The 21,564-nt window shown below is 71.1% G+C and carries 19 protein-coding genes; 9 read left to right on the forward strand and 10 right to left on the reverse strand.

Annotated features, from left to right (window positions below):
• Window positions 1-50 precede the first annotated feature (50 nt).
• Both ACFC0D_RS00005 and ACFC0D_RS00010 read right to left on the reverse strand, forming a co-directional pair.
• Entirely contained in the window at window positions 51-1,964 is a 1,914-nt protein-coding gene (locus ACFC0D_RS00005) for an ABC transporter ATP-binding protein (protein ID WP_376429898.1), read from the reverse strand.
• Window positions 1,961-3,649, reverse strand: a complete 1,689-nt coding sequence (locus tag ACFC0D_RS00010; RefSeq protein WP_376429900.1) for an ABC transporter ATP-binding protein — start codon at window positions 3,647-3,649, stop codon at window positions 1,961-1,963. Before ACFC0D_RS00010 ends, ACFC0D_RS00005 begins: the two co-directional genes overlap by 4 nt.
• Before the next feature lie 235 nt (window positions 3,650-3,884).
• On the opposite strand from ACFC0D_RS00010, the gene ACFC0D_RS00015 reads away from it, so the two are divergent.
• From ACFC0D_RS00015 to ACFC0D_RS00055, 9 genes are all read left to right on the forward strand, one after another.
• The gene (locus ACFC0D_RS00015) at window positions 3,885-4,994 is read left to right on the forward strand and encodes a FecCD family ABC transporter permease (RefSeq protein ID WP_376429902.1); all 1,110 of its coding nucleotides are present in this window, start codon (window positions 3,885-3,887) and stop codon (window positions 4,992-4,994) included.
• Window positions 4,991-6,097 (forward strand): FecCD family ABC transporter permease, encoded by a 1,107-nt coding sequence (locus tag ACFC0D_RS00020; protein ID WP_376429904.1) that lies wholly within the window; start codon window positions 4,991-4,993, stop codon window positions 6,095-6,097. Before ACFC0D_RS00015 ends, ACFC0D_RS00020 begins: the two co-directional genes overlap by 4 nt.
• 5 nt (window positions 6,098-6,102) lie before the next feature.
• Window positions 6,103-6,999 carry an ABC transporter ATP-binding protein gene (locus tag ACFC0D_RS00025; protein WP_376430339.1) on the forward strand — a complete coding sequence of 299 codons (897 nt, stop codon included), beginning with the start codon at window positions 6,103-6,105 and terminating at the stop codon, window positions 6,997-6,999.
• Between the two features lie 18 nt (window positions 7,000-7,017).
• On the forward strand, window positions 7,018-8,598 hold the full coding sequence (locus ACFC0D_RS00030) for an amidohydrolase (protein WP_376429906.1): 1,581 nt from the start codon (window positions 7,018-7,020) through the stop codon (window positions 8,596-8,598).
• Window positions 8,599-8,703: 105 nt separating this feature from the next.
• Complete coding sequence (locus ACFC0D_RS00035) at window positions 8,704-9,360, forward strand: hypothetical protein (protein ID WP_376429908.1); 657 nt, start codon at window positions 8,704-8,706, stop codon at window positions 9,358-9,360.
• A 160-nt stretch (window positions 9,361-9,520) separates the two neighbouring features.
• On the forward strand, window positions 9,521-9,946 hold the full coding sequence (locus ACFC0D_RS00040; protein ID WP_376429910.1) for a hypothetical protein: 426 nt from the start codon (window positions 9,521-9,523) through the stop codon (window positions 9,944-9,946).
• A complete protein-coding gene (locus ACFC0D_RS00045; RefSeq protein ID WP_376429912.1) occupies window positions 9,946-11,304 on the forward strand; it encodes a hypothetical protein in 1,359 nt (452 codons plus the stop codon). The genes ACFC0D_RS00040 and ACFC0D_RS00045 overlap by 1 nt, the downstream gene beginning before the upstream one ends.
• A gap of 4 nt (window positions 11,305-11,308) precedes the next feature.
• Window positions 11,309-11,779: a hypothetical protein gene (locus ACFC0D_RS00050; protein WP_376429914.1), complete on the forward strand. Its 471-nt coding sequence runs from the start codon at window positions 11,309-11,311 to the stop codon at window positions 11,777-11,779.
• 271 nt (window positions 11,780-12,050) lie between these two features.
• Window positions 12,051-12,362: a DUF6234 family protein gene (locus tag ACFC0D_RS00055; protein ID WP_376429915.1), complete on the forward strand. Its 312-nt coding sequence runs from the start codon at window positions 12,051-12,053 to the stop codon at window positions 12,360-12,362.
• A gap of 47 nt (window positions 12,363-12,409) precedes the next feature.
• Here the strand turns inward: ACFC0D_RS00055 and ACFC0D_RS00060 are convergent, their stop codons facing one another.
• From ACFC0D_RS00060 to ACFC0D_RS00095, 8 genes are all read right to left on the reverse strand, one after another.
• Complete coding sequence (locus ACFC0D_RS00060; protein WP_376429917.1) at window positions 12,410-12,910, reverse strand: hypothetical protein; 501 nt, start codon at window positions 12,908-12,910, stop codon at window positions 12,410-12,412.
• 69 nt (window positions 12,911-12,979) lie between these two features.
• Window positions 12,980-14,380, reverse strand: coding sequence for an aminobutyraldehyde dehydrogenase (locus tag ACFC0D_RS00065; protein ID WP_376429919.1), 1,401 nt, complete (start codon window positions 14,378-14,380; stop codon window positions 12,980-12,982).
• Complete coding sequence (locus ACFC0D_RS00070; RefSeq protein WP_376429921.1) at window positions 14,373-15,689, reverse strand: flavin monoamine oxidase family protein; 1,317 nt, start codon at window positions 15,687-15,689, stop codon at window positions 14,373-14,375. The genes ACFC0D_RS00065 and ACFC0D_RS00070 overlap by 8 nt, the downstream gene beginning before the upstream one ends.
• 35 nt (window positions 15,690-15,724) lie before the next feature.
• Entirely contained in the window at window positions 15,725-16,837 is a 1,113-nt protein-coding gene (locus ACFC0D_RS00075; protein WP_376430341.1) for an ABC transporter ATP-binding protein, read from the reverse strand.
• A 5-nt stretch (window positions 16,838-16,842) separates the two neighbouring features.
• Window positions 16,843-17,664: an ABC transporter permease gene (locus ACFC0D_RS00080; protein ID WP_376429923.1), complete on the reverse strand. Its 822-nt coding sequence runs from the start codon at window positions 17,662-17,664 to the stop codon at window positions 16,843-16,845.
• A 185-nt stretch (window positions 17,665-17,849) separates the two neighbouring features.
• On the reverse strand, window positions 17,850-18,722 hold the full coding sequence (locus tag ACFC0D_RS00085; protein ID WP_376429925.1) for an ABC transporter permease: 873 nt from the start codon (window positions 18,720-18,722) through the stop codon (window positions 17,850-17,852).
• A 1-nt stretch (window position 18,723) separates the two neighbouring features.
• The gene (locus ACFC0D_RS00090; RefSeq protein ID WP_376429928.1) at window positions 18,724-19,854 is read right to left on the reverse strand and encodes a spermidine/putrescine ABC transporter substrate-binding protein; all 1,131 of its coding nucleotides are present in this window, start codon (window positions 19,852-19,854) and stop codon (window positions 18,724-18,726) included.
• A 199-nt stretch (window positions 19,855-20,053) separates the two neighbouring features.
• Window positions 20,054-21,394 (reverse strand): SRPBCC family protein, encoded by a 1,341-nt coding sequence (locus ACFC0D_RS00095; RefSeq protein ID WP_376429930.1) that lies wholly within the window; start codon window positions 21,392-21,394, stop codon window positions 20,054-20,056.
• Between the last annotated feature and the right edge of the window lie 170 nt (window positions 21,395-21,564).

Here is a 21,564-nt window from a genome sequence, read left to right on the forward strand (position 1 = left end):
CTTCCCCGCGGGCGGCTTCGTTCTGTGACGGCGTTGTGAGCGCCCCGCCGTCACCCCTTCGTGGCTCCCTGCTCGGTCGACTCCTGCCGGCTGTTCGACCAGGCGGCCCAGAGGGACGCGTAGCGGCCGCCGGCCGCCACCAGCTCCTCGTGGGTGCCGGTCTCGACCACCCGGCCGTCGTCCAGGACGACCACGCGGTCCGCGGTGGCCGCCTGGGGGAGCCGATGGGCCACCACCAGGCCCGTACGGCCCTCCAGCGCCTGCAGCGCGGCGGTCTCCAGGACCCGGGCGCCCGCGCTGCCCGCGTCGGCGGTGGCCTCGTCGAGGATGGCGATCGGAGGGTCGGCGAGCACAAGGCGGGCCAGGGCCAGATGCTGGGCCTGGCTCACCGTGAGCTGGTGCCCGCCCTCGCCCACGACGGTGGCGAGGCCGTCGGGGAGCGCCTCGGCCCACTCCAGGGCCCCGACCCGGTCCAGCGCCGCACGCAGATCGTCGTCGGTGGCCTCGGGCCGTGCCAGCCGCAGGTCCTCCGCGAGCGGGCCGGCGAACACATGGACCTCCTGGCTGATCAGCGTCACCGCACGCCGTACGCCCTCGGCACCCAGCTCCCGCGTGTCCACCCCGCCCAGCGAGATCTGCCCGCCGTCCGGCTCGTGGACACCGGCCACGAGCTTGGCCAGGGTGGTCTTGCCCGCCCCGCTCGCGCCCACGAGCGCGACGCGCTCTCCGCTGCGCACCTCCAGGTCGACGTCGCGGAGCACCACGTGTCCGGGGACGTAGGAGTGGCTGAGGGCGCTGACCTTGACCGAGCCGTCCACCGGCGTGCCGGGCCGTTGTGGCGCGCTCTCCGCCGGGAGGTTCGACACCCCGACGAGGCGGGCGAAGCTGGCGCCCGCGGACTGCGCGTCGTCGAGGAGGAACAGGGCGGCGTTGACCGGGTTGAAGAGGCTGTGGAAGTACAGCGCGGCGGCCGTCGCCGTACCGATGCTCACCGAGCGGTTGTCCACGAGCACGAATCCGGTGCCCAGGACCGCCGCCAGTCCGATGAACTCCGCCAGGTTCAGCCGCGAGAAGAACCCGGTGACGATGTGGATGCCGCGCAGCGCGAGATCGCGCGCCGCCCGCGACCGCTCGTCGAGGAGACCGGTGTGGCTGTCGCTCAGCCGGAAGGCCCGCACGGTCCGCACCCCTCCGACACTGTCGAGCAGCTGGTGCTGCAACGCACCGGTGGCGACGCGGTGTTCGGCGTAGACGGGCGCGGCGCGCCGCAGGTACCAGCGTACGGAGAGCACCTGCACCGGCATGGCCAGCAGCGCGGCCGGCAGGAACCGCCAGTCGAGGACGGCGAGACCGACGAGGGTCAGGACGATGGTGAGGGCGGAGCGGGAGAACTCGGGCAGCGCCTGGCGCACCGACTTCGCGATCACGGAGACGTCGCTGGTGACGCGGGAGACAAGGTCGCCCGAGCCGGCTGCCTCGACCCGTTCGAGCGGCAGCCGCAACGCCCGTTCGATGAACCGCTCCCGCAGCGTCGCGAGCACGGTCTCGCCGAGACGCGCGACGAGCGCGCTGCCGAGCGCGGTGGCCGCGCCGCGCGTCAGGGCGACCACGATCAGCAGGACCAGCGGGACCGTCAGCGCCTGCGCCCCCTGCTTCTCCACGACCAGGTCGACGATGTGGCCGAGCAGGGGGGCCGTGAGCAGGCCGATGCCGGTTCCCGCGACAAGGACGGTGAACGCGACCACCGCGAGGACGCCGTGTCCGCGCAGCATCGTGCGGAGCGCGGCGAGGCTCTCGGCACCGGTTGCGGTGGGCAGGAGTGCGCGCTCGGTGCCGGGTGCGGTCATGGCCTCTTCCGCCTCTGTCTCTCTCGCGGGTGGTTCGTCCTGTCGTCGCGCGTTGGAGCCGGGCCCGTCCGTCGCTTCGTCCGTCGTGTCGCGGGCCGTGGTGTGTCCGGACGTCATGCGAGGACCACCGCCCGGTACGTCGCGTCGGCGGCGGCCAGTTCGGCGTGCCGGCCCTCGGCCGTCACGGCGCCGTCGTCGAGGACCACCACGCGGTCGGCGACCGCGAGGAGCGCCGGGCTGGTCGTGACGAGGACCGTGGTGCGGCCCTTGCGGACTTCGCGCAGGCGGGAGGCGATACGGGACTCGGTCACCGTGTCCACGGCGGTGGTCGGGTCGTGCAGCACCAGGACGCGCCGGTCGGCGGCGAGCGCCCGGGCGAGCGCCACGCGCTGTCGCTGTCCGCCGGAGAGGGAGCGACCGCGCTCGGCGAGCACCGTGTCCTCACCCTCGGGCAGCAGCCGCGCGACCTCGTCGGCGGCCGACGCCCGCAGCGCATCCTCGACCGCGGTCGTCCCGGATCCGGCGCGTACGTTGTCCAGGAGACTGCTCTCGAACAGGTCGGCGTCGTGGTGGGCGACCAGGATGTGGCGGCGCAGGGCGTCGGGGTCGAGGTCGGTCAGCGGCACGCCGTCGAGCGCGACGACTCCGTCGACGGGGTCGGTCTCCCGGGACAGGCAGCGCAGCAGATCGCCGGCGGCGGCCGGGTCCCGGGTGACGATGCCCGTCACGCTGCCGGGGTGGATGTCGAGGTCCAACGAGCGCAGGGTGCCCAGCGAGACGCCCCGCAGGGTGAGGAGCCCCGCCGCTTCGGCGGGCGTCTCCTCTCCGCCTTCCACGGCGGCGGGCGAGGCCAGCACCTCCGCGATCCGGCGGGCGGACGCGCGGCCCTGGGCGAACTCGGCGTTGACGTAGGTCAGAAGCTGGAAGGGACCCAGCAGGAACTGCGCGAGCCCGACCGCGGCCACCAGGTCGCCGACGCTGATGGAGCCCCGCATCGCGAGATAGGCGCCCACCAGTCCGATGAGCGCGATGAAGACCCCGGTCAGGGCGAGAACGGCGCCTTCGTGGCCGGCTCGGCTCCGGGCCGCCCGCAGCGCCGCGGCCAGAGAGTCCTGGCTGGTCTCGCGGTAGCGGTCCACGGCGGCGGACTCGGCGCCCATGCCCTTGAGCACGCGCAGGCCGGTGACCAGGTCGGCGGCGACTCCGGAGGCATGCGCCGCACGCTCCTGCTCGGCCTCGCTGCGTCGCTCGAGCGGGAGGCTGATGCGGTGTCCGAGCCAGAGCAGCGGCGGGATGCCGAGCAGGACGAGCAGGCCGAGGGGGACGGAGATCCGCAGGAGCGCGATCGCACTGACCGCGAGGGCGGCGAGGGCGGCGAGCCCGTAGGTGAGGACGGTCGCCACCGACCCCACGCGGCGGGCGTCGTTGGTGGCGATGCTGGTGAGCGCGCCCGGCAGCCGGTTGGCGTCGGCGCCGCCCCGGGGGTCGAGCACCCGTGTGGTGAGCCGGAGCCGCAGTCGGTGCGCGGCGTGCTCGCCGGCGCCCTCGGTGATCCGGGCACTGGTGCGGTAGCACGTGGACAGGACGAGGAAGAGCCCCGCGAGGACCAGGAGCCAACGCAGCAGTGTGCCGGAGGATCCGGTCGACACCGCGGTGTCGATGATGACGCCGATGACGACAGGGACGAGCGCCTCGCACACCTGGTGGGTCATGCCCAGCAGGGAGGCCGCGACGACCCGGCGGCGTTCCCCTCTGATCGCCTCGCGGAGGACGTGTCCTCCCGTCGGCCCTTCGGCTGACATACGGCTCTCCTCCGTGAACATGGGGAATAGTTAGGTAAGGCTATACTAAGTAGATCCTTTGGGGGAGGGCCCCGGGCCCCATTGTCGACCCGACCTCACCGGTCAAGGTCGCGGCCGGGATGGAGAGTTGTCCGACTCGTCGCCGAGTGCCGCACGTTGACCGCCCTGCCGCATTCACTTAGCCTTACCTAAGTTCCGTCGATCCGTCGCAGTTGCATCCTCGTCGGAACGGCCCATGTCGTGCGGTACACCTGAGTTGACACCAGGGGAGTCGTCGTTGTCGGTGGAAGCCCGGGCGGTGTCCGAAGAGCAGGCGGCCCCTGCGGCCCTCCCTCGAACCGGCAGAGGCGCGACCGCCCTCCGGGGTACGGGGCTCCTCGTACTGCTCGGTGCCCTTGTGGTGGTCGCGCTGCTCAGTGTCTGGGTGGGCACCCGAGGCATCCCGTTCACCGCGACGTGGAGCGTGCTGTGGAATCCGGACGGTTCGGAGACCTCGATCATCATCCATGACTACCGCATCCCCAGGACCCTCCTCGGACTGCTCGTCGGCATGGCACTCGGCCTGTCCGGGGCACTGATGCAGGCCTTGACACGCAATCCGCTCGCCGACCCCGGCATGCTCGGCATCAGCCTGGGCGCCTCCGCCGGCGTCGTCGTGGCCATCGCGTTCCTCGGCGTCGGATCCGTCCTCGGGTACGTGTGGTTCGCCTTCCTCGGCACGGCCGTGGCGTCGGTCGCCGTCTACCTGCTGGGTTCCTCCGGGCGGAAACTGGCCACACCCGAACGCCTGGTCGTCGCGGGCGCGGCGGTCACCGCCGTGCTCTACGCCTTCAACTGGGCGGTACTGCTGCTCAATCCGCGCGCCTTCGACCAGTTCCGCTTCTGGACGGTGGGATCACTGTCGGGCCGCTACTTCGATGTCGTGTGGGTCATCCTGCCGTTCGTCGCCGTGGGCCTGCTGATCGCCCTCGTACTCGCCCCGGCACTCAACGCCCTCGCGATGGGCGACCAGGTCGGCCGGGCCCTGGGGCTGAACGTCGGCCGTACCCGTGCCCTCGGCGCCGTCGCGGTCATGCTGCTGTGCGGCGCCGCCACCGCCGCGGCGGGGCCGATCGGCTTCGTCGGGCTCGCGGTCCCGCACGTCGCCCGGTTCGTCGTCGGCCCCGACCAGCGCTGGGTGCTCACGTACTCGATGCTGCTCGCACCCGTCATGTTGATCGGCGCGGACGTCCTCGGCCGCGTGCTCGGTGCGCCGGGCGAGCTCCAGGTCGGGATCGTCACCGCGGTCCTCGGCGCGCCGCTGTTCATCGCGCTGTGCCGCCGACGGAAGCTGGTGATGCTGTGAGCCCCGTAAGTCCCGTACGGGAGACCGACGCCTCCGGCGCCACGACCACGCGCGAGGCGCGCGTGATCAGCGGTCTGGTCCTGCGCACCCGGAAGGGCGGTCTGTCCGTCCGCGTCCAGGGCCGGACCTTGGCCGTCACGACGGCCATGGTCGCCCTGCTCATGGTCGGAATGGTCGTCACGCTGACGAGCGGCGACTACGAACTGAGCGTCGGCGAAGTGCTCCAGGCCGTGGTGGGCAACGGCTCGGGTGGCGCGGACTTCATCGTCAACACCCTGCGCATGCCACGCCTGCTGACCGCGATGTGCGTCGGCGCGGCGCTCGCCGTCAGCGGGGCGATCCTGCAGAGCCTCACCGGCAACGCCCTGGGCAGCCCGGACATCATCGGCTTCACCAACGGCTCGGCCGTCGGGGCGCTCGTGGTCATCATCGTGCTGCACGGCAGCATGACCCAGATCGCCGTCGGCGCACTGATCGGTGGACTGGCCACCGCCGTCGTCATGTATCTCCTCATGCTGGGCAGGGGCCTGCAGGGCTTCCGGCTGGTGGTCGTCGGCATCGGCGTCAGCGCCCTGCTCCTCGCCGTCAACTCGTACCTGATCACCCGGGCGACCTGGCAGGAGGCCCTGGAGGCCCAGGCCTGGCTGATCGGCAGTCTGAGCAACCGGGGCTGGCCGCACGCCAACGCCATACTCGTCGCCGTCGCCGTACTGCTCCCGCTCGCCCTCGCCCTCTCGCGTCGCCTCTCGATGGTGGAGATGGGCGACACCACGGCCATGGCGCTCGGTGTGGGCGTGGCCCGCACGCGCACGGCGTTGCTGGTCATCAGCGTGGCTCTGGCCGCCTTCGCCACCGCCGTGACCGGCCCCATCTGGTTCATCGCCCTGGCGGCGCCCCAACTCGCCCGAAAGCTGACGGGTGCGTCCGGGCCCGCGCTGCTGCCCGCCGCGCTCATGGGCGCCCTGCTGCTGACCGCGAGCGATCTCCTCGCGCAGCGCCTCTTCGCCCCCGCACTCCTCCCGGTCGGTACGGCGACCGGCATCATCGGCGGGCTGTATCTCATCTGGCTGTTGGTCACCGAGTCCCGAAAGAGCCGCGTATGACGGGCATGACGCACACGATCGACACGACCGGTACGCCCGGGGCGGAGCGTCACGCTCCTCGCCTGCGGGCGGAGGACCTGACGCTCTCCTACGACCAGCGCGTCGTGGCCACCGGTCTCGGAGTCGACATCCCGGACCGCTCCTTCACGGTGATCATCGGGCCGAACGCCTGCGGCAAGTCGACCCTGCTCACCGCGCTCGCGCGGATGCTCAAGCCCCGAGCCGGGCAGGTCTACCTCGACGGCGCCGCCATCGCCTCGTACCGCTCCCGTGAAGTCGCCCGCAGACTCGGCCTGCTCCCGCAGGCCTCCACGGCGCCCGGCGGAATCACGGTCGGCGACCTCGTGGCCCGTGGACGCTATCCCCACCAGCGGATGCTGAAGCAGTGGTCCGCCGAGGACGAGGCGGCCGTGGTCGAGGCAATGCGGCAGACCGGCGTCCTCGACCTCGCCGACCGGCCCGTCGACGACCTCTCCGGCGGCCAGCGCCAGCGCGTATGGCTGTCGATGGTGCTCGCCCAGCAGACGTCCATCCTGCTCCTCGACGAACCGACGACCTTCCTCGACATCGCCCACCAGGTCGAAGTCCTCGACCTGTGCGCGGAGTTGCACGCACGCAAGGGCCACACCATCGTCGCGGTCCTGCACGACCTGAACCAGGCCTGCCGCTACGCCACCCACCTCATCGTCATGAAGCCCGGCGGCACGGTCGCCGCCGAAGGCCACCCCGCGAGCGTCATGACGGCCGAGCTCGTCCAGGACGTCTTCGGACTCCCGTGCCGGATCATCGAGGACCCGGAGACGGGAACGCCACTGATGGTGCCGGCCGCGCCGAGACGGTACGAGCCGTCCGAGCCGGTCGCCGGCGCCGCCGACGCGATGACGGTTGCCGAATCCTCCTAACCCAGGGACGGACCTCTCATGCTCTGCACGAGGCTGACCAACGCACACATCATCACCATGGACCCGGACCGTCCCGTCGCCCACGACCTGGGCATCTGGCGGGGCCGGATCGTGGGCCTGGACGAGGCCGTCACCTCGCTCCCGGCACGCGAGGTGATCGACCTCCAGGGTGCCACCGTGCTGCCCGGGTTCATCGACAGCCATGTGCACCTGGCCTGGACGGGGTTGAAGGCGAGCACGCCGAGCGTCGCACCCTGCGAACGCGTCGAGGACGTGCTGGCGGTCGTCGACGAGGCCGCCTCCCGGAAGGCCTCGCCCGGCGCATGGGTGGACATCGCCGGGTACGACCAGCGGTCCCTGGGCCGCCATCTGACCGCGAGGGAACTGGACCGGGTCAGCCACGGTCGCAAGGTGTTCGTCATGCACGACTCCGGACACGCCTGCGTGGTCAACAGCGCCGTCCTGGACATGCTTCCGGCCGACATCCCCCACCAGGACGGCTTCCTGGCGGAGAGCGCCATGACCGCGGCACGGCGGCTGCGCCTCCCGTACGCGCAGACCGAACTCGCCGACGCGATCGAGCACGCCGCCCGAGTCTGTCTCTCCGAAGGCGTGACCGCCTGCGCGGAGGCCGGCATCGGAGGGGGCCTGCTGGGCCACAGCCCCGTCGAGCTCGGCGCCTACCAGCTGCTGCGCGACCAGGGCCGACTGCCCTTGAGAGTCCAGCTCATGGCGGCCGGTGACACCTTGAGGCCGCTCGGCGCCCACGCGGACGACGGCATCCCGCGCGCCCTGGACCTCGGGGTGCGCACCGGCTTCGGCGACGACTGGCTCTCCCTCGGCGCCCTGAAGATCTACACCGACGGCGGCATGATGGCGCGCACCGCCGCCCTCACCTCCCCGTACGAAGGCACGTCCCGGACAGGCCAGTTGCAGGACGACCCCGACCGTCTGGCCGACCTGATCGTCGACGGACACCTCGCCGGCTGGCAGCTGGCCGTCCACGCCATCGGCGACCGGGCGGCCGACCTCGCCCTTGACGCACTGGAGCGGGCGCAGCGCCTCCGTCCCCGTCCGGAAGCCCGCCATCGCATCGAACACGCCGGCCTGATCCGCCCCGACCAGCTCCCACGCATGGCCCGCCTCGGAATCAGCGCCGTGATCCAGCCCAACTTCCTGCGCTACTTCGGCGACGACTACGCGACGATCATGGGCGAGGAGCGAGCGGCCTGGATGTACCGCGGTCGCGCGTTCCTCGACCACGGCGTCACCCTCGTCGCCAGCTCCGACCGGCCCGTCACGGACGGTGCGCCGCTGCGCGCCATCCAGTTCATGGTGGAACGCGCCTCCACCTCCGGCCGCATCATCGGTCCCGACGAGACCGTCACCGTCGACGAGGCCGTCCGCGCCTACACCGTCGCCGGCGCCTACGCCTCGCACTGGAACGACACCGCCGGCACCCTCACCCCGGGCAAGCGCGCCGACTTCGTGGTCCTGGGCGACGACCCGCACCGCGTGGATCCGTCGAGGATCGGGGACATCGAGGTCGTGTCGACGTTCGTGGACGGCCGGAACGCGACGGACGGCTGGAAGGCGTGAGCACACGGCCCGCGGGCGACCGATGCCGCCGGAGCAGGTGTCCGTAGGGCCTGCTCTAATGCCCTGTACGCGCCCGACCCTGGGCGCATACAGGGGGGAACGCTCATGCGACACGGACTTCGCGCTGCCATCGGAGCGGCGGTACTGCTGCTCACGGTCTCGACGGGCTGCTCGGGCGGCGACGGCAGCCCCGCCGCGCCGACCGCCTTCGGCAGCTCGGCCTCGACCGCCGCGCCGTCTCCGTCGCCTCCGGACCTGACCGAGGTGATCGACCGCACGCGTACCGAACTGATCGCTGCGGTGGGCACGGGAGCCGACGCCCCCGGCCGGCAGGGGCTGATGCTGGTGGAGGCGTGGCCGGACGGCGCCGCCTACGCCTGGGAGACCCGCGACCAGCGCCTGTGCTCGGCCACGGTCGGCGCGATCGCGGTCCGGGTACGGAACTGCGCCCACCGCCCCCTGGACCCGCCCGTCCGGTCCCCCAGGGGAGTTCAGGGGGTCTTCACCCTCTTCACCGATGGCTGGGTACAACTCTTCGCCGCGGACCACCAGGAGGTGACCTCCGCGACCTGCGGCGATACGCCCGTGGAAGTACGCCGGGTCGGCACGGTCGCGAGCGGGGCACGGACGCTGTACGCGGTGTGGTTCCCGGACTACACGAAGGGCAGCATCGCCCTGTCACTGAGCCACGACGGCGCGACATCCGAGGCCCCGTTCGAGCTCGGCGAAGCCGGGGACCACGCCTGCGTACCGACCTCCTGAGCACCGCACGCCGGCCGGGCCCGTCACCGAGCCGTCCCGGACGCAACGCCGGAGCGCGAAATCCCGTGCGACACAACGACGTTCATGCAACTCGCACGGGTGTACGTGTAGCGTGAACGGCACTCCGCAGTTGCTGATGCATGTGCAAAGGGGGGGGGACATGTCATTCGAAGAGGAGTGGGCGCAGCTCAGGACCGAAGCCGCCCGCAAGCAGGACGCGTCCATGCAGCTCGCCTCCGCAGGAGGTGGGCCCACGAGGCCGCCCAGCCTGATGGATATGGATCTGGGCCTGACGGACGGCCCGATACGGACCAAGGCATCCGGCATTCGCACCGCGAACTCCGATGCCAAGGACAAGTCCAAGCTCGATGACGCGGAAGCGGTGGGGAAGCTCCACTCGGGATGGGTCGCCGGTCCCGCGAGCAACGACTGTGTGACCGCCTGGCAGAACCGGCTGCACGAACTCGGCGACCTCGTCGAGGACGCTGCCGCCGCCCTGACCACGGCGATGGACAAGCAGATCAGCGACGACGGCTCCACCGCCCAGCGACTCAGGGCGCAGGCCGACTGGCTGGAGGACGCCTGATGGTCTCCGTCAACGAACTCAGCAGCGCCAAGCCGGACAAGTGGCGGTCCGCCGCCGACGACGCGGTCGCAGCCGCGAAACAATGCGAAGGAATCGGGTCCTACGCCCGGGACGAGGTCGCGTCCACGCTCCGCCAGTGCTGGGTGGGTGACACCGGAACGGCCGCCCGCACCCGGTTCGTGAAGCACGCCGACGACTACGAGGCGGCGGCTCTGGCCCTCAGAGCCATGGCACGGGCCTACGACGACCTGGCCGACGACATCACCGACGCGCAACGGGACCTGACCAGCGCACTCGACTACGCCCGCACCCACGAGCTGAAGGTCGACGACAGCGGACGGGTCCAGCTGGCCAAGGCCGTCGCCGTGCCCGCGGGCAGCACCGAACACCTGGAACCGGTACGCCATGCCCAGGGCATCATCGACGACGCCCTGTCGAAGGCGACCCGCGCCGATACCGAGGCAGCACGCGCCCTGCGGACCGTCGAGGGCCTCACCGCCATCACCGACCCGAAGCTCGTCAAGGAAGCGCTCAACAGCGGCAGCCCGTTGAGCATCGCCCTGCGACTGTCGGGCGGCCTCGACGGGCTGCATCCGATCAACGTGTCGCCGGCCCAACTGGCGGCGGTGGAGCGCGCCGCCCGCGAGACCGGCATGAGCAAGCGGCTCCTCCTCGCCATCCTCTGGCAGGAGCAGCAGTGGTACCAGAACCACAACCCCAGCCTGCGCGGACCGCTCAGCTCCTTCGGCCGGTTCTTCGACTGGACTCTCCAGCAGACCATCAAGCCGGACAAGTCGCTCGGCATCACGCACATGAAGCTGGAGACCGCGAGGACGGTCATCGAGAACAACAGGGAACGCTTCACGCTCGCGGACGGCACATACCTGGGCGACCTCAACGACTCCCAACTCACCAAGTACATAGAAGAGAATCCGAACGAGGACGTCCGGCTGAGCGCCTACCACCTCAAGCAGCTCCAGGAGCAGCCCTACGGCGCCGACACCGACAAGCAGCTGTTCACCCTCTACGCCGCGGACACCCCGGACGTCCGGGAGAAGAACGAGCAGCACGGTGACGAATCCGGAGCCCGAGGCGGCGACATCAAGATCCGCGGCGAGAACTGGGACAAGATACAGCCCCATCTCGACGACGCGATGGCGTGGGAAGCGCTGACCGACGAAGAGCGGTCCCAGGCGATCAAGCAACTGGAATCGGACACTCCCGCAGGACACCATGTCTCCATCGAACCGATCTACGCGGCGGGCGGCCCCACCACAGGCACCGGCAGCGGTGAACCCGAGCCGGGCACACCGTCGCCGAGCCCCAACCCGCCACCGACACCGCCCGGGAACGACTGAACACATGAAGAAGATCACCCTCGCCCTCGCGGCCGTCGCGCTCACGGTCGGCCTGACCGCGTGCGGCCCGGCGGAGACCGGCGGAGGATCCCGCCCGAAGACGCCGATGCCCACCGGCGTCCCGACCGGGCCCGAGTACGCCACGGCGGACGCCGTGATGAAGGCGATGGGCACGGGTGGCCTCGAGTGCAAGCTGCTTCGCCGCGCCCAGGCCAACTTCGGCTCGGGACTCGACTGCATGGCCGAGGTCGACGGAGCGGAGGTGGAGAACGAGATCCATGTTCTCGATCCGGCGAGGTTCAGCCGCGACGACATCGGCGACTCCATCGCCGGCCGACGCCAACCCCCGTACAGCCACACCATCGTGGCCGCGGGCAACTGGTACGTCTGGGTCAGGAACCCGGACTACGCCCCCCAGGTCGCCAAGGCGTTGCAGGGCGTGGTCCTGAAGCCCCTGGGGGAGAGCAAGAGCTGAGAGACGTCCCTGCTGGTGGGCGGCCGCGCGGGTTCGCAGGTGCCGGCCCCCGCCGGCGGGTGGCGCACAGGACTCGCGGCCGTCATGTTCGCCTGAGTATCCGTACTCATGCGCCCGTCCGCGTGATTGGGCATGGTGGCGGGCATGACCCGACCCTCCATGGGATCCGACCGTACCGGCGACCACCCAGACAGGGGCGCCGACATCGGCGCAGGGTGCGGTCTGATGTTCCTTGAGCTGATGCTGCTCGTGGTGATCTTCGGGGGCGTGGGTGGTCTCGGGGTTGTCCCTGGACCCCGCGAACCCTGGCACGACCGATTCGCTGTGGGGCTACCTGCCCTGGGCCGGCGGGGTGGGTGTGCTCGCCTTCGTGGCGGCCGCTATCGCCGCGAAGACCAGGGCCGTGGTGACCGTGATCAGCCAGGGCATCATGGCAACGCTCGTCGCTCTCATCATCGTCGGCGGGGTGACGGGCCAGCAGCACGAGGACGAACGCAACCGGCCCGCCCCCGAACAGCCCGGCATCGTCGTGGGGTGCCGCAGCGGCGGCGACTACAGCGAGTGCGCCCACACCGGGGGATGAAGCCGCCGAAGGCAGTGGCCACGTGCCGGCGTCCCGGCACTGTCGGCTCAGCGTCCGTACGTGTCACGGCAGAGGCTGACGATGCCGGGTGAGACGACACCGTCGGCCTGGCGGCACAGCGATCGCATTCCCGGCGTCTGCTGGGGCGTGCGCTTCGGTGTCGACTTGCGTTGCTTCTTCGGCGCGGGTGCGGCGGGCTTCACGGGCTTGCGGTGCGTCGTCTTCCTCCGCTGAGGCTGGTCGGGATGGACCGGGCGCCGGGGCGGCGTGCTCCGGTGCTGCTGCTTGTCGGGTTCGGTGGACTCGAGAGCCTCACGTGGCGCGGCCTGCCGGGGCGCGGGCCACTCCGCCACCGGAGCCGGAGGGCGTACGGCGGCGGGTGCGAGGTCGGCAGGTCGTGCCGGAGGCGCCGGGGGCGGGGTCCGGGGGAGGGAGATACATCCGGTGGTGATCAGGAGCGCGGCCAGGAGAAGCGGTGCGGCGGTGTGGCGAGGGTGCATGTGCCCACGCTGCCCGACCTGGCGCTGTTCGTGTACGACGCCGGGCATCGGTCCACCGTGACGAGTGAACGCAGGACCCGTCGGCGCACCGCAGATGGACACCGCCCTCCGGCCGACCTACAACATGACGTGCTTGACCTGCGTGTAGTCCAGGAGTCCGGACATGGAGAGGTCACTGCCGTAGCCGGAGTGTTTGACTCCGCCATGGGGCATCTCGGAGACCGTCGTGCCGTGGGTGTTGACCCAGACGATCCCGGTGTGGAGCGCGCGCGTCGCGCGCATCGCGCGGTCGTGGTCCCTGGTCCAGACGCTCGCGGCGAGGCCGAAGCGGACGTCGTCCGCGAGGTGGAGGGCCTCGGCCTCGTCGCTGAAGGGCTGGACGGTCACCACCGGGCCGAAGATCTCCTCCTGGACGATCTCGTCGTCCTGGCGCACACCGGCGACCACCGTGGGTTCGTGGAAGAAGCCGGGGCGTGGGACATGCCCGCCGCCGGTGACGACTTCGGCATGGGCCGGCACGCGGGCCAACAGGGCCTGGACCGCTGCCAGTTGCGACGCGCTGTTGAGCGGTCCCAGGTCCGTCCCGACGCGGAGTTCGCGCGTCGCCGCCACAAAGGCCGCCAGGAACGCGTCGTGGATCCGTTCATGCGCCAGGAACCGAGTCGGGGCGGTGCAGTCCTGGCCGGCGTTGTAGAACGCGACCGCGGCGAGGGCCGACGCCGTCGACTCGATGTCGACGTCGTCATGGACGATGACGGGCGCGTTGCCGCCCAGCTCCAGGTGGACCCGCTTGAGACCCGCCGCCGCGGCGGCCGCGATCTCCTGGCCCGCACGGACGCTGCCCGTGACCGCGATCAGGGCGACGGAGCGGTGGGCGGTGAGGGCCCGGCCCGTGTCACGGTCGCCGCAGACCACGTTGAGGACGCCCGGTGGCAGATGGGCCGCCGCGATCCGGGCCAGCAGCACGGAGGAGGACGGGGTGGTGTCCGCGGGCTTGAGGACGCTGGTGTTCCCGGCGGCGAGGGCAGGGGCGATCTTCCACGCCGCCATCATCAGCGGGTAGTTCCAGGGGGTGATCTGTGCGCAGACCCCGACAGGCTCGCGGCGCAGCAGTGACGTACGGCCCTCGGCGTACTCGGCCGCGGCGACGCCCGGCAGGTTCCGGGCCGCTCCGGCGAAGTAGCGGACGGTGTCGACGATCGCCGGCAGCTCCTCGGTCCGGAACTGCTCCGGAGGCTTCCCGGTGTCCCCGGACTCGGCGGCCGTCAGGGCGTCCGCGTGCGCCTCGATCGCGTCCGCCACGGCGAGCAGGGCGCGCTGCCGGGTGGCCGGAGTGGTCGTGGACCACTCCGTGTACGCGGCCGCCGCCGCGGCGCAGGCGGCGTCCGTGTCCGCCTGGCCGGAGCGCGGCGCGTGGCCGTGCACGCGCCCGGTGGAGGGGTCCACCAGCTCCATCGTCTCGCCGGAGACGGACGGGCGGTCCTCGCCCCCGATGTGGTTCTCCAGAGTGTCAGCCACGGCGCAGCGCCTCCTCGGCGGCGGCGCGTCCGGTGCGGACCGCGCCTTCCATGTAGCCGGCCACCCACTGGTCGGAGCCGCAGACGTAGAAGGGCGGTTCGTGTGTGCCGTGCCGGGGGCCGACGGCCATGACGTCCCCGGGCGTCCACTGGGTCACGTACCCCTGGGTCCACGGGTCGGTGCCCCACAGCCGCAGGAACGTGGCGAGCGGCCGGTGCGCCTCCTCGCCGTAGAGCCGGGCGACGTCGGCGAGGAGTTCGTCCGTGCGCAGTGGGCCGGGGATGCCGAGCAGGACGCCGTAGCGTTCCGGCGGGACCAGGGCCGAGAGTATGCCGTCGCTCTGCGGCCAGGTGCTGCCGAGGACCCCTTCGCATTCCGAGAGGCCGCTGAGACCGCGGTCGTGCCAGAAGGGTCGGGCGTAGGCGGCGGTGAACTTGGCGGCGAGGGCGTGGCGTTGGCGATGGAGCGAGGCGAGGCGCTCGTCGGTCACGCCGGTGACGGAGACCGAGCGGAGCGGACCGACGGGAAGGGCGCTGACGACGGCGCCCGCCGTGAGTGTCTCGCCACCCGCGAGGCGGACCGTGCAGCCACCGGGCCGGCGGACCGCCACAGCTTCGACGGGCGCACCCGTGCGTACCCGGCCCTCGAGCTCCGCCGCCATGCGCAGGGCGACCGTCGCCGATCCCTCGGCCACGCGCAGCCCCTCCCACGCCTCGTAGTCGTAGTGTCCGGGTCCGGGCACGGCCGCGTGCTTGCGCAGGGCGGCGAGCAGGGAGGTCCGTTCGTACGAGCCGTCGGCGAGGGCGAGTTGACCGATCTCCCAGAGACGTACGACCGCCGAAGTCGCGCCCTGCGCGCGCAGCCAGTCGCCGACCGACAGCCGGTCGAGAGCGGTGGCGTCCGGGTGGGCCCACGGGTCATCGGGGTCGACGCTGCCCGCGAGCGCCGAGAAGGCGGCGGTGACCTTCGCGTGGCAGGCGTCGTCCCCGGGACCGAACCAGTGGGGCGGGTCCCCGGCGGAGATCCCTTCCGGGGTGGCACGGACGAGGTCGCCGGGCTCGGCGACGTAACTGGGGACAAGGGTGAGGCCCAGCTCCCCGACGAGGCCGATGTAGGAGGTGTGCGCCCGCCCGACCACCTCGCCGCCGAGCTGGACGAGACGGCCGTCGGGCAGCGAGGCCTGTTCGACCCGGCCGCCGACGCGGTCGCGGGCCTCGACGACGAGGACGTCGGCTCCGCCCGCGGCGAGGTCGCGTGCGGCGGCGAGGCCGGCGAGCCCGGCGCCGAGCACGATGACGTCGTGGTTCATGGGGTGTTCTCCGATCGGTGCCAGGGGCGGGCGGGTCAGTCGAGGACCAGGCAGTGTTCGGGCTTCCACCCGATCTCGACCTGCTCACCGCCGCTCCAGCGGTCCTCCATACGGGAGCGGAAGGTGTTCTGCTCCAGTACGTGCACGGTGATGCCGGGGGCCAGTTCGATGAGATAGGTGGTGGTCGGGCCGGAGTAGACCGTCTCCCGTACGACGCCGGTGACCTTGGCCATGCCCGCTTCGAAGTCGGAGAGCCAGATCTTCTCGGGGCGGAGGGAGAGGCTGACCCGGCTGCCGTCGGCGACGCCGGTGCGCGTGCCGACCGGGAGGGCGGGGCCCTGGTCGAGTACGACCTCGCCGGAGCGGTAGGTGCCGGGGACGAGGTTGGAGGTGCCCAGGAAGGAGGCGGTGAAGCTGCTGGTGGGCCGCTCGTACACGTCCTCCGGCGTGCCGCACTGCTCGACACGTCCCTCGTTCATGACCGCGAGTCGGTCCGACATGGTCAGCGCCTCGTCCTGGTCGTGGGTGACGAACAGGAAGGTGATGCCGACCTCGCGCTGGATCTGCTTGAGCTCGACCTGCATCCGGCGGCGGAGCTTCAGGTCGAGGGCGGCCAACGGCTCGTCGAGCAGCAGGACCTGGGGACGGTTGACCAGGGCGCGGGCGAGGGCGACGCGCTGGCGCTGACCGCCGGAGAGCGTGGCCGGCTTGCGGTCGGCAAGATGTCCGAGCTGGACGAGATCGAGCATGTCGGTGACCCGCTGGCGGATCTCGGCGCGCGCGATGCGCTTGCGCTTGAGGCCGAAGGCCACGTTGTCCGCAAGCGAGAGGTGGTCGAAGAGGGCGTAGCTCTGGAAGACCGTGTTGACGTTGCGCTTGTTGGGCGGGAGGCCGGTCACGTCGTCGCCGCCGAGCAGAACGCTGCCCTCGGTGGGGTCGGCGAAGCCGCCGATCATGCGGAGCAGGGTCGTCTTGCCGCAGCCGGAGGGACCGAGGAGGGAGAAGAACTCGCCCTGGGCGATGTCGAGGCTGATGTCGCGGACGGCGTAGGCGTGTGCGGAGGTGCCGGGGGAGGCATGGGTGGCGGCGGGCGCGCCGGCGTACTGCTTGCTGACCCGGTCGAGCCGGACGGCGGGGTGCGGGTGCATGGAGGTCACTTCCCGGAGAGCAGGTCGAGGCCGCCGCGCCGGCCGAACAGGCGCGGGATGGCGAGCGCGAGGACGATGAGTCCGATGGAGCCGGCCAGCATGAGGGTGCCGACGGCGTTGATGGTCGGCTGGACGCCGAACCTGATCGCCGAGTAGATGCGGACCGACAGGGGCTGTGGGTCGACGCCGGTGGTGAAGTAGGCGAGGACGAAGTCGTCGAAGACGAGGGCGAAGATCAGGACCGCCGAGGCGAGGATGCTGGGGAGCAGCGCGGGCAGGGTGACGAGGCGCAGTGCCTGCCGGCGGGTGGCACCGAGGTCCATCGCCGCCTCCTCGATCTCCGGGTTGAGGGCGGCGATGCGCGAGCGCAGGATCACCGTCACGTAGGAGATGGAGAACGTGATCTCGGCGAGCATCACGGTCGTGGTCGACAAGGTGATGCCCAGGCCCTTGAACAGGAGCATCGCGGCGACGCCGGTGACGATCTCCGGGGTGATCAGCGGCACGAGCATGACCAGACCGGCGAAGGAGCCGAGCCGGCCTCGGCTGCGGACCAGACCGAGCGCCAGGGCCACGCCGAGGACCAGCGAGCCGGCCATGGCGACGAGGGAGACCTGCAGGCTCATGCCGAGCGAGTCGAGGAGCACGTCGTCGCGGAGGAACGCCCGGTACCAGCGCAGGCTGACGTCCTCGAAGACGGTGAGGGACTTCTGCGAGTTGAAGGAGAAGAGGACGACGACGCCGACGGGGAGGTAGAGGAGGGCGAAGAAGAGCGCGGTGACCGCGATGGCGAAGCGCGGCCGGCGTTCGGCTCCGCGGCGCGCCACGCGCTTTCGGCGGACGGGGGGAGGGGCGGACGGGGGCGTGTCAGGAAGCTCCGTAGGGAGTACGTCCGGCGGGTCCGGCTGCGGGTCCGACGGGGCGTTTGCCAGGTCGGGTGGTGGGTCCGCAGTGGTGTTCGCCGGGTCGGGCTGCGGGTCCGACGTGGTGTTCGCCGGGGGAACCGGTCGGGTCATCGGGCCGCCTCCGCCTCGTCCTTGCGGGTACGTCGCAGATAGCCGAGCATCCCGAGGAACAGGACCGCCATCAGCAGCATGGTCAGGGCCGACCCGAGCGGCCAGTTCTGGCCCTGGAAGAACTTGTCCTGGATCAGGTTGCCGATCATGATCTGGTCGGGACCTCCCATGAGTTGGGCGCTGACGAAGTCACCCATGGCGGGCAGGAAGACGAGGACGCATCCGGCCGCCGCGCCCTGCCGGGTGGCGGGGACGGTGACGAAGAGGAAGGTCCGCAGAGGACCTCCGTACAGATCGCGTCCGGCCTCGATGAGCGAGGTGTCCATGCGTTCCATGGCCGCGTACAGCGGGATGATCATGAAGACGATGAATCCGTAGACGAGTCCGGCGACGACGCCGACGCCGGTCTGCAGGATCCGTGTGCCGTCGTCGGCGACGCCGATCGCGCGCAGTGCCCTCAGCAGAGGCCCGTCGTCGGAGAGAACGACGGACCAGCCGTACATCCGTACCAGGTAGTTGGCGAAGAACGGCACGACGATCGCGGCGATCAGCAGGTTCTTGAAGCGTCCGCCGCTCATCGCGATGGCGTACGCGACCGGGTAGGCCACGGCCAGGCAGATGACACAGGTGATGAGCGCGTAGCCGAGGGAGCGCAGCAGGACGGTGCGGTACGCCGGGTCGGCCAGCGCGGCGAAGTTGGCGAAGTCGAGTCCGAACTGCGGGTTTCCGAGCGGGTCCGTGGTGCCGAAGGCGAGGGTGGCCACCAGGATCAGCGAGGCGACGAGAAAGGCCGTCATCCACAAGGTGCCCGGCAGCATCAGCCAGGTCCACAGCCGGTCCGGCCGTCGCCGTCGATTGCGCAGTTCCATGTCAGCCGGCCTTCACATCGGTCCAGGCGGCGTCGCGGGCCTTCTCGCCCTGCGCGGAGCCGTTGCGGTAGAACAGGTCGTCCTTGAGGTCGGACGTGGTCACCTGACACTGCGGGAAGGGCTCCACGAGCGCGGCGTACGTGTCCTCGCTGCCGCGGACCGGCATCGGGTAGCCGATGTACTCGATGTTCTTCTTCACGTTCTCCGGGCGGAGCATGTAGTCGATGAAGAGCATCGCGGTGCCGGGGTGCTGTGCGTCGGCGGGGATGGCGTAGCAGTCGGAGTTGACGGGTGCGCCCTCCCGGGCGACCTGGAAGCCGAAGACGGACGGGTCCTTCGCCTGGGCGAGCATGGCGGCCATGTCCCCGCTCCACGCCTGGGTCATGTCGGCGTTGCCGTTGAGGAGGTTGTTGTAACTGTCGCTGGAGAAGCCGCGCAGTCGGGGGCGGAGCGAGCGGAGGGTGTCGGTGACGATCTCGAGGTCGTCGGGGCTGTCGGTGGTGAGACGGAGGTGGTGCTTGAGCGCGCCGATGCCGAGCACCTCGTCGCGGTCGTCGAGGACGAAGACCTTGCCCTTGGCCTGGTCGTTCCACAGGTCGTCCCAGGAGCCGGTCAGATCGCCGAGCCGGTCCCTGCGCCAGCCGATGCCGGTCTTGTACATGGTGAAGGGGATCGTGTGTGCGGACAGCGGGTCGTACCAGGGGTTGGCGAAGTAGTCGTAGGTGCCGAACACCGCCTCGGCGTTCTTCAGCCGGGTGTGGTCGATCCGGCGCAGTCGGCCTCCCTGGGTGAGGCGCTCCGCCCACTTCGCGGTGGGGAAGACGATGTCGTAGCGGTTACCGGCGTTGAGCTTGGCGACCATGCCTTCCATCGAGTCGAAGTTCGACTGGACGACCTTGACGCCGTACTCCTTCTCGAAGCCAGCGAAGACGGCGGGGTCGACGAAGTCGGCCCAGTTGAAATAGACCAGGTCGCCGTCGACCTTGACGTCGATCGGCTTGTCCTCGGCCGCCTTTCCGGCCGGGTCGCCGGCGGACGAGAATCCGCAGCCGGCCGCCGTGAGGCCGAGGGCCGCGGCGCTTCCGGCGCGGAGCAGTGAACGTCGGGACAGGGAACGTGCCTCGGGGGACATCTGGGTCCTCTCCGTAGGGCCGCGGGGGGACGGCGGAGGAACGAACGGGACGTCGGGGCGCGGTGCGCGGGGACGCGGTGTGCGGGGGTGGGGTGACGCGGAGCGGGGTGCGCAGAGGTGGTCCGGTGCAGCGGGCCTCGGCCGGGTGGGTCGGGTGCAGCCGGGTGAGACGGGGGTAGCCCACCTGGGCCGCGGTGGCTCACCCGTCCGCTGCGTCGAGATCCGCCCGGATGCGCTCGGCGAACCAACCCACCGCCGACTCCCGTCGCGACAGCGGACCCGGCTCGAACCCGGGGGTGGAGAGACCCCGTTGGACGCGGGCGACCAGTTCGGCGTCCTCGTCGTTGGTGATCCAGCCGATGTGGATGTTGAGGCGCCGGGCGAGCCGGGTGCGCAGGCTCGTGCCGCGGCGGGTGTAGAACCCGCCTGGTACGGCCACCCGTTCCGTCGCTGTCGGGATCGCGGTCCAGGCCAGGACGTGGTCGGGGTAGAAGTCGATGAGGGTGTTGGGGTAGATCACCGCGTAACGCCAGACCCGACGGTCGGCCTCGCCGAGGCCGGGCATGGGTGCGGCGATGCGCTGGTAGAGGCGTTCGGCCCAGTTCGAGGACGGTTTGTCCCGCAGGGGCGAGGTGAAGAGCACGTACGACTCCTCGATCTCGCAGGTGTAGCCCTGGTAGTCGAGCAGTCGCATCAGGCCGGGGTGTGCGACCGGGACGTGGTACCCCTCCAGGTAGTTGTCGACCGCCACCTTCCAGTTGGCGTCCTGCACTTCGGCGCGGGCGAGGTCGTGGATCCGGTCGCGGCCGACCGGCACCAGATCGGCTCCGGCGTAGTGGCCGACCGCCTCGGCGAGTCCCGCGCACTGTTCTGCCAGCGGCACGGCGTCGAGGTCGAGGTTGACGAAGACGAAGCCGAGGAACGACTCGACGCGGGCGGGGAAGAGACCGAGTCGGGGCTTGTCGAGGCATGGGATCTGCCGCGCCTCCGGGGCTCCGACCAGGCTTCCGTCGAGCCGGTACGTCCAGCCGTGGTACGGGCATCGGATCGCCTTGCCGGCCGGTTCGGGGTCGGTGACCAGGCGCGTTCCGCGGTGCCGGCACACGTTGAGGTGGGCGGCCAGACCGCCGTCCTCGGTGCGGACGACCAGCACCTCCCGGTCCGCGACCTTGGCGGCGAGCCGGGCTCCGGGGTTCGGCAGGTCGGATTCGTGACAGACGACCTGCCAGGACTTGGCGAAGACATGCCGCATCTCGGCGGAGGCGGTGTCGGGGTCGGTGTAGTACCGGGCCGAGAGTGCGGGACCGGGGACGTCCTCGACGGGCGCGCTCCGGCTCGGAGCGTTCCGGGCTGCGGCGTCCTGCGCGGGGTCGGCCAGGGCGGGGGTGTCCTGGGGAGGGGTGTCGTTCGTAGGGCCGACCAGGGCGGGGGTGTCCTGGACGGGGGCTTCCTGGGCGGGGGCCACGTGGGCCGGAGCGTCCCGGCTGGACGGCTCCCGGCCTGGCGGGCTGAGCGGTGTTTCGGGGGCTCTGGATTGCATCGTGTGACTCCTCCGTGCCGGCCGTGCGGCGATCGGTGTCGGGCATCGATGTAGAGACGACCCAGCTGCGGGCAGGTGGTCGGGGCGGGCGCCGGGACCAGACTGACCGATTGGACAGCCAGAGTGCTGGCTGAATTCCGTCGGGTCAAGACTTGTACGCTGACCGATCG

The organism is Streptomyces sp. NPDC056222 (assembly GCF_042264065.1).
In the GTDB taxonomy this organism is placed as follows: Bacteria; Actinomycetota; Actinomycetes; order Streptomycetales; family Streptomycetaceae; genus Streptomyces.

What these genes read in the sequence shown, in the direction of transcription:
- ACFC0D_RS00050 (WP_376429914.1), top strand. Translation starts at nt 11,309, where the DNA reads ATGAAGAAGATCACCCTCGCCCTCGCGGCCGTCGCGCTCACGGTCGGC.
- ACFC0D_RS00025 (WP_376430339.1), top strand. Translation starts at nt 6,103, where the DNA reads ATGACGCACACGATCGACACGACCGGTACGCCCGGGGCGGAGCGTCAC.
- ACFC0D_RS00070 (WP_376429921.1), bottom strand. Translation starts at nt 15,689, where the DNA reads ATGAACCACGACGTCATCGTGCTCGGCGCCGGGCTCGCCGGCCTCGCC.
- ACFC0D_RS00005 (WP_376429898.1), bottom strand. Translation starts at nt 1,964, where the DNA reads ATGACGTCCGGACACACCACGGCCCGCGACACGACGGACGAAGCGACG.
- ACFC0D_RS00010 (WP_376429900.1), bottom strand. Translation starts at nt 3,649, where the DNA reads ATGTCAGCCGAAGGGCCGACGGGAGGACACGTCCTCCGCGAGGCGATC.
- ACFC0D_RS00060 (WP_376429917.1), bottom strand. Translation starts at nt 12,910, where the DNA reads ATGCCCGGCGTCGTACACGAACAGCGCCAGGTCGGGCAGCGTGGGCAC.
- ACFC0D_RS00040 (WP_376429910.1), top strand. Translation starts at nt 9,521, where the DNA reads ATGTCATTCGAAGAGGAGTGGGCGCAGCTCAGGACCGAAGCCGCCCGC.
- ACFC0D_RS00015 (WP_376429902.1), top strand. Translation starts at nt 3,885, where the DNA reads ATGTCGTGCGGTACACCTGAGTTGACACCAGGGGAGTCGTCGTTGTCG.
- ACFC0D_RS00085 (WP_376429925.1), bottom strand. Translation starts at nt 18,722, where the DNA reads ATGGAACTGCGCAATCGACGGCGACGGCCGGACCGGCTGTGGACCTGG.
- ACFC0D_RS00035 (WP_376429908.1), top strand. Translation starts at nt 8,704, where the DNA reads ATGCGACACGGACTTCGCGCTGCCATCGGAGCGGCGGTACTGCTGCTC.
- ACFC0D_RS00030 (WP_376429906.1), top strand. Translation starts at nt 7,018, where the DNA reads ATGCTCTGCACGAGGCTGACCAACGCACACATCATCACCATGGACCCG.
- ACFC0D_RS00095 (WP_376429930.1), bottom strand. Translation starts at nt 21,394, where the DNA reads ATGCAATCCAGAGCCCCCGAAACACCGCTCAGCCCGCCAGGCCGGGAG.
- ACFC0D_RS00075 (WP_376430341.1), bottom strand. Translation starts at nt 16,837, where the DNA reads ATGCACCCGCACCCCGCCGTCCGGCTCGACCGGGTCAGCAAGCAGTAC.
- ACFC0D_RS00090 (WP_376429928.1), bottom strand. Translation starts at nt 19,854, where the DNA reads ATGTCCCCCGAGGCACGTTCCCTGTCCCGACGTTCACTGCTCCGCGCC.
- ACFC0D_RS00045 (WP_376429912.1), top strand. Translation starts at nt 9,946, where the DNA reads ATGGTCTCCGTCAACGAACTCAGCAGCGCCAAGCCGGACAAGTGGCGG.